Annotated in this window: 13 protein-coding genes and 1 other annotated feature; of the genes, 5 read left to right on the top strand and 8 right to left on the bottom strand. The window is 65.1% G+C overall.

What is annotated here, in order from left to right; translation table 11 throughout:
- Nucleotides 1-1,485: a SulP family inorganic anion transporter gene (locus HW532_RS21260; protein ID WP_213162367.1), complete on the bottom strand. Its 1,485-nt coding sequence runs from the start codon at nucleotides 1,483-1,485 to the stop codon at nucleotides 1-3.
- A gap of 71 nt (nucleotides 1,486-1,556) precedes the next feature.
- Nucleotides 1,557-1,612: a sequence feature (sul1 is cis-regulatory element that is thought to sense ions involved in sulfur or methionine metabolism; They are found in Alphaproteobacteria), on the bottom strand.
- A 693-nt stretch (nucleotides 1,613-2,305) separates the two neighbouring features.
- Here HW532_RS21260 and HW532_RS21255 point away from each other — a divergent pair.
- Together HW532_RS21255 and HW532_RS21250 are read left to right on the top strand one after the other, a co-directional pair.
- Nucleotides 2,306-3,793, top strand: coding sequence for a UbiA family prenyltransferase (locus HW532_RS21255; protein WP_246479343.1), 1,488 nt, complete (start codon nucleotides 2,306-2,308; stop codon nucleotides 3,791-3,793).
- Nucleotides 3,790-4,227 (top strand): GtrA family protein, encoded by a 438-nt coding sequence (locus tag HW532_RS21250; protein ID WP_213162366.1) that lies wholly within the window; start codon nucleotides 3,790-3,792, stop codon nucleotides 4,225-4,227. The genes HW532_RS21255 and HW532_RS21250 overlap by 4 nt, the downstream gene beginning before the upstream one ends.
- Here HW532_RS21250 and HW532_RS21245 read toward each other — a convergent pair.
- From HW532_RS21245 to HW532_RS21235, 3 genes are all read right to left on the bottom strand, one after another.
- A complete protein-coding gene (locus HW532_RS21245) occupies nucleotides 4,172-5,434 on the bottom strand; it encodes a hypothetical protein (protein WP_213162365.1) in 1,263 nt (420 codons plus the stop codon). The genes HW532_RS21250 and HW532_RS21245 overlap by 56 nt on opposite strands.
- Before the next feature lie 626 nt (nucleotides 5,435-6,060).
- Nucleotides 6,061-7,677, bottom strand: a complete 1,617-nt coding sequence (locus HW532_RS21240; RefSeq protein WP_213162364.1) for a transposase domain-containing protein — start codon at nucleotides 7,675-7,677, stop codon at nucleotides 6,061-6,063.
- Between the two features lie 108 nt (nucleotides 7,678-7,785).
- Nucleotides 7,786-8,049 carry a hypothetical protein gene (locus HW532_RS21235; RefSeq protein WP_213162363.1) on the bottom strand — a complete coding sequence of 88 codons (264 nt, stop codon included), beginning with the start codon at nucleotides 8,047-8,049 and terminating at the stop codon, nucleotides 7,786-7,788.
- A gap of 187 nt (nucleotides 8,050-8,236) precedes the next feature.
- Here HW532_RS21235 and HW532_RS21230 point away from each other — a divergent pair, with 187 nt between their 5' ends.
- Together HW532_RS21230 and HW532_RS21225 are read left to right on the top strand one after the other, a co-directional pair.
- On the top strand, nucleotides 8,237-8,695 hold the full coding sequence (locus tag HW532_RS21230) for a helix-turn-helix domain-containing protein (protein WP_213162362.1): 459 nt from the start codon (nucleotides 8,237-8,239) through the stop codon (nucleotides 8,693-8,695).
- Nucleotides 8,696-8,771: 76 nt separating this feature from the next.
- Nucleotides 8,772-8,915 carry a hypothetical protein gene (locus tag HW532_RS21225; RefSeq protein WP_213162361.1) on the top strand — a complete coding sequence of 48 codons (144 nt, stop codon included), beginning with the start codon at nucleotides 8,772-8,774 and terminating at the stop codon, nucleotides 8,913-8,915.
- A gap of 424 nt (nucleotides 8,916-9,339) precedes the next feature.
- Here the strand turns inward: HW532_RS21225 and argC are convergent, their stop codons facing one another.
- The 4 genes from argC to HW532_RS21205 form a co-directional block, all read right to left on the bottom strand.
- Nucleotides 9,340-10,380 (bottom strand): N-acetyl-gamma-glutamyl-phosphate reductase, encoded by a 1,041-nt coding sequence (gene argC / locus HW532_RS21220; protein WP_213162360.1) that lies wholly within the window; start codon nucleotides 10,378-10,380, stop codon nucleotides 9,340-9,342.
- Between the two features lie 122 nt (nucleotides 10,381-10,502).
- A complete protein-coding gene (gene rpsI / locus HW532_RS21215; protein WP_213164683.1) occupies nucleotides 10,503-10,940 on the bottom strand; it encodes a 30S ribosomal protein S9 in 438 nt (145 codons plus the stop codon).
- 53 nt (nucleotides 10,941-10,993) lie between these two features.
- The gene (gene rplM, locus HW532_RS21210) at nucleotides 10,994-11,464 is read right to left on the bottom strand and encodes a 50S ribosomal protein L13 (protein WP_213162359.1); all 471 of its coding nucleotides are present in this window, start codon (nucleotides 11,462-11,464) and stop codon (nucleotides 10,994-10,996) included.
- Nucleotides 11,465-11,652: 188 nt separating this feature from the next.
- The gene (locus tag HW532_RS21205) at nucleotides 11,653-12,114 is read right to left on the bottom strand and encodes a PaaI family thioesterase (RefSeq protein WP_246479342.1); all 462 of its coding nucleotides are present in this window, start codon (nucleotides 12,112-12,114) and stop codon (nucleotides 11,653-11,655) included.
- Between the two features lie 107 nt (nucleotides 12,115-12,221).
- Here HW532_RS21205 and HW532_RS21200 point away from each other — a divergent pair, with 107 nt between their 5' ends.
- A complete protein-coding gene (locus HW532_RS21200) occupies nucleotides 12,222-12,797 on the top strand; it encodes a hypothetical protein (protein WP_213162358.1) in 576 nt (191 codons plus the stop codon).
- Nucleotides 12,798-12,817 lie beyond the last annotated feature (20 nt).

The raw sequence follows: 12,817 nt of genomic DNA, 5'->3' as shown, positions 1-12,817 counted from the left end.
TCAGTGACCCATGAGGCGGTCGAGCGCCCCTGGCTCGTCGTGGATCGCCAGCCGGTCGACGAGGGTCTCGCTGGCCTTGTTCATGCCGACGATCTCCACATCCGCGCCCTCGCGGCGAAACTTGAGGACGATCATGTCGAGAGCCGCCACGCTCGATATGTCCCAGATATGGGCCCGGCTGACATCGATGGTGACCCGCTCCAGCGCCTCCTTGAAATCGAAGGCGGCGGTGAAGTCGTCGGCGGAGGCGAAGAACACCTGCCCCTCCACATTGTAAGTGCGCGAACGCCCGTCTGGCGACAGCGTCGAGGTGACGCGGAAGATCTGCGCCACCTTCCAGGCGAAGAACAGCGCCGACAGGAGCACGCCGACCAGAACGCCGATGGCGAGATTGTGGGTCGCGACCACGCAGGCCACGGTGGAGAGCATCACCAGCGAGGAGCTGCGCGGATGGTCCTTCAGCGACGTGATCGACGACCAGCTGAACGTGCCTATGGACACCATGATCATGATTGCGACGAGAGCGGCCATGGGGATGCGGCTCACCCAGTCGCCGGCCGCCACGATCAGGACGATCAGGAAGATACCGGCGCAGAAGGTGGACAGCCGACCGCGCCCGCCCGATTTCACATTGATCATCGACTGGCCGATCATCGCGCAGCCGGCCATGCCGCCGATGAGTCCCGTGCCGATATTGGCGACGCCCTGGCCGACGCATTCGCGGTTCTTGTCGCTCGGCGTGTCGGTGAGATCGTCCACGATCGACGCCGTCATCAGCGATTCCAGGAGCCCGACCACCGCCAGCGCCGCCGAATAGGGCAGGACGATCATGAAGGTCTTGTAGGTCAGCGGAATGTCGGGGATCAGAAAGACGGGCAGCGTGGAGGGCAGCTCGCCCATATCGCCCACGGTCCTCAGCTCCAGCCCGAAGCCGATGGCGACAGCCGTCAGCACGAGGATGCAGACGAGCGGCGACGGGATCGCCTTCGTCAGGAAGGGGAAGAGATAGATGATGGCCAGTCCCGCGGCGACCATGACATAGGTCAGCCACGGCACGCCGATGAGCTCCGGCAACTGCGCCATGAAGATGAGGATCGCCAGGGCGTTGACGAAGCCCGTCATGACCGAGCGCGACACGAAGCGCATCACATAGCCGAGCCTGAGCGCGCCGGCAGCCACCTGCAGGACGCCGGCGAGGACGGTCGCGGCGAGGAGATACTGGAGCCCGTGCTCCTTCACCAGCGTCACCATGAGCACGGCGGTGGCCGCGGTGGCCGCGGAGATCATTCCGGGCCGCCCGCCGGTAATGGCGACGATCACGGCGATGGAGAAGGAGGCGTAGAGCCCGACCTTGGGATCGACGCCGGCGATGATGGAGAAGGCGATGGCCTCCGGGATGAGCGCCAGCGCCACGACCAGGCCGGCCAGGACGTCGCCGCGAATATTGGAGACCCACTGGTCGCGATAGGCATTGAGTGCGTGCATGTACGGTCCGAACGAGTTGGGCCGGCACGGATCGCGGCGATCCGCTTCGGAGGGCTTGGATGCGGGATACGGGTTGTCCGGCGGGTCGGCGGCCGGAAGAGCCACCCGGTCTCTCGCCGGGTCCGATGGGTTCTCCCTAGAGCAACCTGCGTCCAGCCGGACGCAGATAAGTTGCTCTAACACTTTAAGATCGATCAACTTTTCTGCAATCAGGTGGTGCTACCTGATTGCAGGTTGATCTATATAGCCTGCATTAATGCTGCAGCGCAACATCGCAAGCGCAAGAACATGCCTGTAGCCGGACACTTGAAACTGGAGTGTCAGACACTTGACTTGCCAGTGTCGGCCGGGGTTTCCATGAAGGCATGGTTCTCGACATAGACACCTGCATAGCCGATCCATTGGTCTTCGCGATACAGGCGCAGCGTCATATTGCCGGTTTCGCCTGTCGCAAGGCCTCCGACCACGCAGGAGTCGGGATCGTATTCGACGGATCCTGCCTCGGAAGCGGCCAAACAGGCCGGAGTTGGAATGGGGCGATGACGCCCGTGCCTCGAACTGCTGCTCCCAGCGTCTTCGAGGCTCCCTCCCGTCGACACGATCCTCCGGTTCGTTGCCTGTGGCTCGCGCGCGTATCGCTCGACCAAGTGAACAGACCTCCTCGATACCGATTAATGCCGACTCGTCCGCCACATGGGATGAGCTCACTCCGGCTTGTCTGGACCCTCGGCTGGCTGTGCCGACTGGCATGGAACTTGAACACGAACGGAAGGGAAGACCGGCACTTGGGTCCGGCCAGCAAGCGAACGGGGACTTGGCAATGCTTGACATGGACACCGCCTCATCTGCTACGGCCCGGGCCGTACCGGGCGGAACCGTTGCAGAGACGCCGCTGGTTCTCGATCTGGATCGCAGCCTTATCCGCGCCGATATGCTGCATGAGATGGCCCTTACCTATATCCGGCGCAATCCGCTGCGCGTTCTCCATCTCGTCGGCTGGGCGCTCAAAGGGCGTGCCATACTGAAACGCAAGCTCGCCGAGCGGGTGCGCATTGACGTCGAGGGGCTTCCCGTCAACGAAGAGTTGGCCGCCTATGCGGCCGACGAGCATGGGCGGGGCCGCAAGGTCGTGCTGGCAACCGCGACGGACATGTTCCTCGCTCAGCGCATCGCCCAGCGCTTCGCCTTCATCGACGAGGTCGTTGCCAGCGACGGCGTCGTCAATCTGAAAGGCCGGCACAAGGCGGACCGGCTGTCGCGCCTCTATCCCGACGGTTTTGCCTATGCCGGGGATTCGCGGGCGGATCTCGCCGTTTGGCCGCACTCGGACGGCATCATCCTGGTGGAACCGAGCCGCGCCACCGAGCGCGCCGCGCGCCGCATCTCGGAACCTGAGTTGACATTCCCGCGCACCGGTCGGCTCAAGGCGCTTCTCAAAGCCGTCAGACCGCATCAATGGGCCAAGAACGCGCTCGTCTTCGTGCCTCTGGTGCTCGCCGGGCGCGCGGGCGAGCCGGAGGCATGGGTGGGCGCAGGCCTTGCCTTCCTGGCGCTCGGACTGCTCGCCTCGGCGACCTATCTCCTGAACGATCTCTGGGACCTGCCCGAGGATCGGCGTCACTGGTCGAAACGGGATCGCCCGCTGGCGAGCGGCCGCATGTCGGTTGCGGAAGCCGCGGTCCTCATACCTCTCGGGCTCCTGGCGAGTTTCGCCGTCGCCGCTATAGGCGGGATCGGCGTGGTCGCCATGATCGCACTCTATCTGGCGGTCACGCTCGCCTATTCGCTGAGCCTCAAACGGCAGCCGATCCTCGATGCGCTGACCCTCGCGACGTTGTTCACGATCCGGCTCGGTCTTGGCATCGTGGCCACCGGGGTCGCGGTCTCGCCATGGCTCATGGTCTTCTCCATGTTCCTGTTCGTCTCGCTCTCCTTTGCCAAGCGGCACACCGAGATCGCGCGCATGGCGTCGCAGGGCAAGGCCGATGTTGCGGGACGGGGCTATCGGGTCGGCGACGGGCCGCTGGTCCTTGCCATGGGCGTCGCGAGCGGTTTGGGCGCGGTCCTCATCATGGTGCAGTATCTGCTGAACGACGCCTTCAATGCGGCGTTCTATGGTACCCCGCTGTGGCTGTGGGCGTTTCCGCCGGTTCTCTTCCTGTGGGTCAGCCGCATCTGGCTCCTGTGCCATCGCGGCGAGCTCAATGACGATCCGGTCGCCTTCGCGGTGCGCGACAGGGTGAGCATCGCACTCGGCGCGGCGATGGTGCTGGCCTTTCTGGCCGCCTGGGCCGGAGTGTCGCCATGACGGGGCGCTTGCCACAGCTTGTGCGCTTTCTGCTGGTCGGCGGGCTTGCGGCCGCCGTCAACTGGCTGGTGCGGATCGCCCTGTCGCTGGCCATGCCGTTCGCCACAGCCGTGCTGGTGGCCTACATGATCGGCATGAGCGTCGGCTTCACGCTCTACAGGGCTTATGTGTTCCCGCGCTCGCCGCTGCCCATGCCCGCGCAGATCGGCTTTTTCCTCACCGTCAACGCGGCCGGCGCGGCGGTCGTCATGGCCGTCTCGCTGGGGTTGCTCGATCTGGCCTTTCCGCTCGTCGGATACACCTTCCATGCCGAGGCCGCCGCCCACGGCATCGGGATCGGCGTCGGCGCGGTGACCAATTTCCTCGGCCACAAATACCTTACGTTCCGGGCAGGCTCCCGAACTGCGCCAGCAACGCCATCGTCACCAGGTTGAGGGCGACGGCATAGACGGCGAGGACCGCGAAGGCCGGCCGGAGCCTCGAGCCCACGGCAAGGGCCAGCGCGTAGATCAGGATCGGCAGCCAGTCGAGCACGTAGCGCTGGACATTGTGCTGGGAAAAGCCGTTGGAGTGGTAGAGGAGCGTCGGCGCGAGGATCGCGGCGATGGTGACGAGCCCGATCACGACCTGGCGGTTCATCGGTGCGAACAGGGCGAGCAGCACGAAGGGGCTTGCCGCGAGCAGAGACGCCCCCATCGGGCTCACACCCAGCGGCTCCAGCATGTAGCGCCCGCCGAAGCCGAAGTGGAAGCCTTCGGCAAACAGGTGGACGAGGTTGAAGAAGAGATACCGCGGCGAGAAGAGCCCGATCTCTCCGATGCGGAGGCTGATCCAGTTGTGTGCGTCGGGGTCGGCCGGGCGGATATAGGCATAACCCGTATCGAGCGGATTGCCGAAGCGAAGCTCGTTATAGAGCAGATAGAGGCCAACGGCCGCGGCGACCGGCAGGCCGAGCTTCAAGGCGCGCACGACATGATCCCGCCTGAACGAGATGAGCGGCTCGCCCGGCGCGAGCGCGAGCGCGAATAGGAAGGGCAGATAAAGGACCGACATCTGGCGCGACAGGAAAGCTGCCCCGATGCTCAAGCCGGCAACCCATAGCCGCCCGCCGCGGACAACTTCGTAAAGTGCGGCCGTCACGAACAGGAAGGCAATCGCCTGAGCGTAGAACCAGATCTGGTCGGAGCGGATGGTGACGTAATAGAGCGGCGAGCCGAAGGCCAGCGCCAGAAGAAGCCAGGCCGCCATCTTCCGATCTATGTCGAGCCTCTCGAAGATGCGCCACCACAGATAGAGCGCGATGGCGGTGGCAAGCGCGCCCAAGGCTGCGAAGCCGGCGAAACCGGGCCCGAAGACGGCGACGAACGGCATGGCGACGACCGCCGGCGCGGGCGGAAAGATGACGTAGATCCGGCCGGCATAAAGCGCGCAGTCGCCGTCGAAACACCGGTCGCCGGAGAATCTGCCATTCAGGAAGGCATCGGCGAGCAGCGCATAGCTGTTGGTCTCCGGCACCTCGCCGAGAATGTGCAACACGAGCCCGCCCATGAGGGCAAGCGACAGTGCGAGTGCGAGGCCCAGGAGCAGCCGCTCGCGCATGAACCAGCCGCCGGACAAGGCAGTCCGCCCGGTGTCGTCCATCTCAGGACGCGAAGAGTGTGTTTGTACCAACGGTCACGCCCGGAAAGTTGCTGGAGTTCACAAGCTGAGGAGATCCGCCAGACATGACGATCTCCCATGAGCCATTCCGGGCGGCGAGCGCATAATCGGCGGCGTTGAGCGCAACAGATGTAGCCATGTTCCCCCCAGTGGCGCAGTCGCGTGAGCAAAGCCCCTGTCAGAGGCTTGTATATTGCTGCTATTGCAAGTTGTAAAGTCTGGCTTCTCCGTCTTCCGGAGCCGTATGAAGGGCACGGATTGACTTGCGCGCGCAATCCGGCCCGGCCGCGTCCAGCGTCTCGACCGTCTTGCGGAGCACGCCTTGCCGGGATTGGTCTGCCCGCCGGGGTCGATACCGACCGGCATCTCCCCCACCTCGCCGGTGCGGCGATTTCGGAAGGGCTTCGTCTCCACCGCCGGCGGCTCGGAGAGGCCGCGCCTGCGGGCCGCGCCCCTCGAGATCTGGCGCACGGCGCATTTTCAGCCTCGGCCATTGGGCGGATAATGCGTGTTCCAGAACGGATCGTCGACGGCAAGGTCAGCGTAGCCGCGTTGGCGCCGACCCAGCCCACAAGGGGATACCGCCTCCCAGGCCCATAACCACCGGTTCATCCTGGAGCCCCCAGAGCGAAGCCGGATCGGAGACTGGGTTTCGGCTCCACAGCGAAATACCCCATAGGTCTGGATCTCGTGTGTCGGAGAGCGCCGATGGCCTTGCGGCCGGCGACCTCGACGAGCGGCTCCGCCCAATAGCGGTTCCCGCCGAGATGGATCTCGCCGGAGGGCTTGCGCGCGGTCACGCCTTCCGCCGCCATGAGGAACAGCCGGAGCTGTTGGGGCACGGCGCGTGTGACGACGGTGTCGGGCGCGGCCATGCTCTGCGCGAACACGTCGGCGAAGGACCGCCCTCGCGCGATGGCCGTGCGCCGGCCGGTGCGCGTGTTGTGCCGCGCGATCTCCTTGGCGACCAGCGCCTCGAAGCTCTCGAACGGTATGGCCTTCGAGCCGTAATTGGCGGGCTTGGCATCCGGTTTGTTGCCGGTATAGGCACCGGCGCAGGCGGGGTGCTTGGCGATCTCCTCGCAGAGATCGCGGAAGGCGCGCTCGATGGGCTTGGCCTGGCCGTGATAGGGCGTGGTCCAGTGCACCTGGACACCGAGGCGCGTGAGCAGCCCCTCCGGCTCGTCCTGCTTTACCTTGAAGCGGAACCGGGTCTTCATGCGCCCGGTCATCATCTTCGAGGCGAAGGCCCGACCATTGTCGAGATAGCAATGCTCGGGGATCCCGAAGCTCTCCATCATGTCGGCGAAGGCGGCGCGCACGAGCGGCCAGTTCTCCGACCGCTCGATGCGGTGGCCGACGATCATGCCGGAATAGAGATCCTGGAAGGCGACCATGGTCGGCCGCTCGATTTCTCCGTCCGGCCAGCGCACGAACACGTCGAAGCGGTGCCCATCGCCGTTGATCGCTTCCATGGCGTGGAACACGGAACGGTCGCGCGTTTGCGCGGGCAGGATCTTCGAGGCCGCGTCGCGCCCGCCGCGCGCCAGCACCCGCGCCCCGCGCGGCACCTCCCGTTCCAGCCGGCGCTTGAGGGTCTTCTCAGACGGTATGGGCGACCAGCCATGCTCGGCCACCGCCTCCGTCATGCGCCGGTAGCAGGCGGAGAATGCCGGCTGCTCGGGGCGCAGATAATCCGCCTTGATCATGTTCCAGGCCTGCGGGTGGCAGCCGGCAGTCGCCGTGCGGCCGACACGCTGATCGGCGAGCAGCGGCGCCCAGTCCGCGCGCGACGCGCCGGCGATCCGCCGCTCCCACCCCCAATAGGTGCTCGACGCGATCCCCTGCGGCTCGCAGACGAGGTCGATCGCCAGCTCCTTCGCGATGCCGGCCGCCTCCAGGGCATGCACCTGCCGTATGGTGGCGAGCTTGGCGAGTGCCTTGTTCCGCCGCGCGTCGGAAAGGGTTTCCCACCGCGCCCACAGGTCTGCAGCTGCCTTCTTCGGCCCGTTCGTCCGCACGGGGGCCGGGTCGGTGGAGCAGCGGCACACCACCTTCGCGCTAGCGCGCGGCGGCAGGATCGAGAAATGGAATTCCATGCCGCCGCCGCGTGCGGATCGTTTGCGCCAGACACCGGATGGCCGGTCGCGCGTCCACTCCCGTTCGGGGGCGGTCCAGCCTTCGCGTTTCATTCGTTCGAGCACGCCGGCCTTGGTCTTCGGCATCTCGGGCAGATCCAGGGCCGCAAATTCGGCGGCAGTGAACCATTCCCGTTCCAGCACCGGGTGCATCAGCCGCACCTCTCGCTTACATCGGCGGGCGGCCGGGCGCTGTCAGGCTGCGTCGTTCTTTCTGACATTGCCTTTGCCCTTGTGGCCGGTACGATTGGGAACGCGCGTCCAGCCAATGCGCTGGCCGTTCGCGTCGTAGTGTTCGGGAAAGAGCTTCTGCGGTGTGAGGTCGATCGCGTGAGCGAGCGCTTCCTCCAGATGGCTCGATCCGAAACCTATTGCCGCTGCCGAGATCGCTTGGCGCGAGCAGCCTTCGCGCGCAACCAGCCGGAGGGTCGATAGGCCCCGAATGCGCAACTGGAACATGATCCATGCCCGCCGCACGGCGGGTTCTTTTGGGATATCATGAGTTGCAGATGCTTTGGACATGCCAAAAAAAATTGAACACTTTACGGTTCACTTGCGGTTGCCCGCCGACCGGTTATGGCCCAAACAATTGTTGTTTCTCCGTTTTTTCGAAGAGCAACGCACCCCGAGAACCAGGAGCGTGGAGTTGACGGTTCAGAGCAGGGACCGTAAAGGGTTCACGGATCGTCTTCGCGTTCTGCTCGAAGACCGGTCCGCGCGGTCATTTGCGATCGAAGCCGGCATAGCGCCGACCACCTTCGCGAAGGTCGTCAAAAGGGAGTCCGATCCCACGCGGACAACGCTGGCAGCCATTGCCGATGCCGCTGATGTCTCGCTGGATTGGTTGGTGTGCGGCCGCGGCGCCATGCGCAGGAGCGATGCCGCAACCGCGAATCAGCAATCCAGGCACGTCACGGTAGAGATCCTGGAGGAGTGCATCCGTCTGGTCGACGAATGGCTGGCCCGCAACGAACGGCAGATGCCTGCGGACAAAAAGGCACAGGTCGTCTCGATGCTCTATGACATGGTTGCCGAAAATGCTGCCTCAGGCCAACATCGGGTTGACCCGAGGCGCGTGGAAAAACTTCTGCGTCTCGTGGCGTAATCCTAGAGAGGCATGGGGGCTTATGAATACCAGCGAAGGAGGCAACGATGACGAGTTGAACGAGAGGGTCCGGAAGGTGCGAACGCTATTGTTCGAGGACAGCGCGTCGAAGTCGAACGACGAGAAGCCGTCCGGCATGTCGGTGCGCGACATCAATATTTCCGGCCCGGTCCATCAGCTCTTTGTGGTGATCGATGGTTCGTCGACCGAACCGGCCTGACGAGTGGGATGGGGCCGGCTCGCCGGTCCCTTATCACGGCGGTGCACAGTATGGTCGAAGCCATTTCGAAACCGCCTCGAAGCCTCGCCCCGCGAGCCCGACACCTCCAGCCTCATGTGTCCAAGCGCACCATCACTCCAATTCCAACTGTCCGACGCATCCACGGCACCCCAATGCCTCGGCCCCGCACAACGCCCTCAATTCCTTACCGTTTGCACCAATTCCCGGCTCTTCCCGGATTTTCCCGCTTACTCCAATCTCATGTGTCCCCTAACGGCCCCCCGCCCGAAAGAGTGCCGGCCCGGGGCCCGCGCCCCGGACCGGCCATGGTGTCGCTCGCCTGTGCGGCCGGCGAACGGCGAATCGGATCAGCGGGTTGCCGCGGTTTGCTCGCAAATCGAGTCCGGCCGCGGCCGTCCCTGCCTCACGGGAACAGGGCGAGCTGTTCCAGCCCCGCAATCTCGGCCAGTCCGAACATCACGTTGAAGTTCTGGATCGCCTGGCCGCTCGATCCCTTGACCAGATTGTCGAGCGTGGAGATCAGGATCACCCGGCCCGGCACCCGGCCTTCGAAGACAGCGAGCCGGCAATGGTTGGAGCCGCGCACATGCTGTGTCGCCGGCGTCGTGCCGGAGGCCATGAGATGCACGAAGGGCTCCGCCGCATAGGCCTCCTCCAGCACGGCGCGGACCGCCTCCACCGACGCGCCGTCGGCGATGCGGGCATAGGCGGTGATGAGTTCGCCGCGGCTCATCGGCGCCAGATGCGGCGTGAAGGTGGTGACGAGCGGGCGGCCGGCGGCGAGCGAGAGCTCCTGCTCGATCTCCGGGGCATGGCGGTGGGTGCCGATGGCGTAGGGGCTCAGGCCCTCCCCCGCCTCGCAGAACAGGATGTTCTGCTTGAGGCTCCGGCCGGCGCCGGACACGCCCGACTTCGCGTCGATCACCAAATCGTCGGCGACCAGCACGCCGGCCTTCACCAGCGGCGCGAGCAGCAGCAGGACCGCGGTCGGATAGCAGCCCGGACAGGCGACGAGCCGCGCATCGGCGATCGCCTCGCGATAGAGCTCGGTCAGGCCGTAGACCGCCGTCTTCTGAAGCTCCGGCGCGAGGTGCTCGTGGCCGTACCATTGCGCGTAGGTCTGCGTGTCGCGCAGGCGGAAATCGGCGGACATGTCGATGATCCTGATGTGCTCGGGCAGCGTCGCGATCACCTCCTGGCTCGTGCCGTGCGGCAGGCCGCAGAAGGCCGCGTCGATGCCCGACCAGTCGACATCCTCGTTCCTCACCAGGTCGGGAAGGTCGAGGCCCGCCAGATGGGGGAAGACTTCCGCCACGGGCTTGCCGGCATGGGTGTTCGCCGTCAGCGCGGCGATCTCGATATCGGGATGGCGCACGGCCAGGCGGACGAGGTCCGCCCCCGTATAGCCGGAGGCCCCGATGACTGCGATCTTGATGCTCGACATGGCGATTGTTCCCGTCTCTTGAATCGGTTGGGCGAAGTGTCTCTTGCGGTTTCGCAAAAGAAAAGGGCCGGCGCTGGCGCCGGCCCTTCGTGCCAAAAGCTGCTGTGGTGCAAGCCCGGGCGTCAGCGCTTGGAGAACTGGAAGCTGCGGCGGGCCTTGCGGCGGCCGTACTTCTTGCGCTCCACGACGCGCGCATCGCGGGTCAGGAAGCCATCCGGCTTGAGGACGCCCCGGAGCTCCGGCTCGAAATTGGTGAGCGCGCGGGACAGGCCGTGGCGCACGGCGCCCGCCTGGCCCGACAGCCCGCCGCCGGTCACCGTGCAGATGACGTCGTACTGGTCCTTGCGGCCGGCCGCCACCAGCGGCTGCTCCAGGATCATGCGCAGCACCGGACGGGCGAAATAGGCCTCCACGTCCTTGCCGTTGACGGTGACCTTGCCCGGCCCCGGCTTGATCCACACGCGAGCCACCGCGTTCTTGCGCCGGCCCGTGGCATAGGCGCGGCCATGCTCGTCGATCTTCGGCTCGCGCACGACCTCGGCCGCGGCGGCCGGGTCCATGCCTATTGCGTCCCCGAGATTCTCGAGCGTCGTCGTGGTCTCTTGCTCAGCCATTAGTAGTGGCCTCTCTTCACATTCTTCGCATTGAGCGCGGCGACATCCAGCGTCTCCGGCTGCTGCGCCTCATGCGGATGCTCCGTACCGGCATAGATGCGGAGGTTCTTGAGCTGCTTGCGGCTCAGCGGCCCGCCCGGCAGCATGCGCTGCACCGCAAGGCGCAGGACACGGTCGGGATAGCGGCCGTCGAGGATCTGGTGCGCCTTGCGCTCGCGGATCCCGCCGGGATAGCCGGTGTGCCAGTAATAGGGCTTGTCGTTGCGCTTGTTGCCGGTGAACACCACCTTGTCGGCGTTCACGACGATCACATTGTCCCCGCAATCGATATGAGGAGTGTACTGCGCCTTGTGCTTGCCGCGAAGGCGCGTGGCGATCAGCGCGGCGAGACGGCCCACAACAAGGCCTTCGGCGTCGATCAGGACCCACTTCTTATCGATCTCCGCGGGTTTCGCAGAGTAGGTTCGCATCTTTACTGCCTCGTTCGTGAGGATCTGTATTCTTCGATATCCGGACGTGTCACGGCACCGGGCCGGACGCCCGCCGGCGATGGCGGGCCGGAAGTCGACAGCCTTCTACTCCAAGCCCGTCGCATCGTCAACAATCAATGGGACGATTTTTCCGCCGAATATCAAGCTGTTACAATTAAGGTATTATATTACCTCGATTGTGTGGCGCTGTCGGAAACCATGTGGTAGGTGCATTCCCCATGGGCGACGAGCATCTCGCGGCCGGCGGCGTGGACCCGCGCATCGCCCACCGACAGCGCGCGCCCGTGCTTGATGAGCTCCAGATCGACGACGATATCGCCTGGCGGCGGCTTGCGCAGGAAGGAGATGGAGAAGTTCGTGGTCACGCACAGGCGTGCCGCATCGCCGTGCCGCGCGAGCAGCATCATGTACATGGCGAGATCGACGAGCTCCATCATGGTCGGGCCCGACACCGTGCCGCCGGGCCTGAGCTGGGCCTCGCCCGCGATCAGCCTCACGCTCACCCCCTTGGGCTCCAGCCGCTCGATCGCGTAGGACTGGCCGTTGCGGAAGACCTGCGGAAAGTCGCGTTCCAGGAAGGCCAGAATTTCGTCCGCGCCCCATTTCAGGCCCGTTTTCCTGTCACTCATCGCGCCACCGTTCCCTTTACCCGTTTGCAGACAGCCTATCCTCGCCTATCCTCGCGGGCTCGGATAAGGACCACACTGACCAAGCATATATGAAGGATCCCTCCCCCATGCGCCTACGCTTTCTCTTCGCAGCGCTCGCGAGCCTTACCCTGTGGGCCGGCGCGCCGGCAAGCCCGGCCCTCGCCCAGTCCGCACCGCAGGCCGGCGCCCAGCAGGCCCGGCCGCAGTTCCAGCAGGTGAAGCTCACCGCGGACGGCGCCAAGAGCGCCATCGACGCCTTCCTGGCCGTGCGCGAGAAATACGGAGACGATCCGTTCGGCGGCAAGAAGGTCACCGCCGACCAGCTCAAGGACTCCGAGACCGGCCGGGGCATTCTGGATATCCTGGCAGAGCACGGCTACGACGATCCCGACCTGTGGAGCCGCACGATCCAGAGCGTCGGGTTTGCCTATGGCGCGGCCCAGGACGACAATCTGGCGGATGCCCGCAAGTCGCTCGCCGAGGTGGAGAACGACAAGTCGATCCCCGATTCGGTGAAGCAGCAGATGATCACCATGTTAAAGGGGATCATTCCGTCGGAGAACAACATGGAGGTTCTCAAGGCGCTGCAGTCCGATGCGAAGTACAAGACGGCGATGGACAGCCTCTATACGCCGAAGGCCCAGCAGAAGCCGCAGAACTGAGGACGGACGCCACCGCCGGG

This window comes from Kaustia mangrovi (genome assembly GCF_015482775.1).
GTDB classification, from domain to species: Bacteria; Pseudomonadota; Alphaproteobacteria; order Rhizobiales; family Im1; genus Kaustia; species Kaustia mangrovi.
Note: the sequence above shows the minus strand (reverse complement) of the source record. Positions and strands in the feature narration are given on the sequence as shown.